Source organism: Bacillus sp. P4_D3, from assembly GCF_056401855.1.
On sequence record NZ_JBFUIN010001311.1, the window covers coordinates 1 to 562 of the forward strand.

The 562-nt window shown below is 31.2% G+C and carries 2 protein-coding genes; one reads left to right on the forward strand and one right to left on the reverse strand.

From position 1 onward, the window contains the following. On the reverse strand, positions 1–308 hold a 308-nt coding region (locus tag AC1DTM_RS31035), incomplete at its 3' end, for a CidA/LrgA family holin-like protein (protein WP_477001766.1). A 152-nt stretch (positions 309–460) separates the two neighbouring features. Here AC1DTM_RS31035 and AC1DTM_RS31040 point away from each other — a divergent pair. Next, positions 461–562: LysR family transcriptional regulator (locus tag AC1DTM_RS31040; protein ID WP_477001767.1), on the forward strand; the 102-nt coding region annotated here is incomplete at its 3' end.

Below are 562 nucleotides of genomic sequence, written 5' to 3' on the forward strand. Positions count from 1 at the left end.
GTGACACAAAGTGTACTAATCACGATAATTAAAATGAGATCGATTCCATATTGTGATAATGTATCTTTGTAACGAATGACAGCGACTGCAGAAGGGATGAAAAATAAAATAAGTTCTTTTAATAAAAAGTCTGCACCGTCTTGTATCCATTCTTTTTTCACTATGTTAAATTTTAATGAGATTAATAATAAAAAAATACCGATTATACTTCCTGGAACTGGGAGGTGTGCCTGTTTTGAAATCCATTCACCTGTCCAAGCGAAACAAAATAATAATAAAATTTGTCCGCTTAACTTCCACCATTTCATACAGTAACCACCTTTTTGTTTTTTTACATAAAAATTGTAAAAAATAATTCGCAATTTCTACTATACGTTCATTCGAAATATTTGTCTAATATATAAATTATATGTTATTAATATATTAGATGTATTAATCGAAAATGAAAAGGGTGTCCAAAATGKAATTACGGCATTTGCAATATTTTGTTGTAGTGGCAGAGGAATTGCACTTTGGACGAGCAGCTGCTCGTTTACAAATGACACAACCCCCGCTTAGTCAA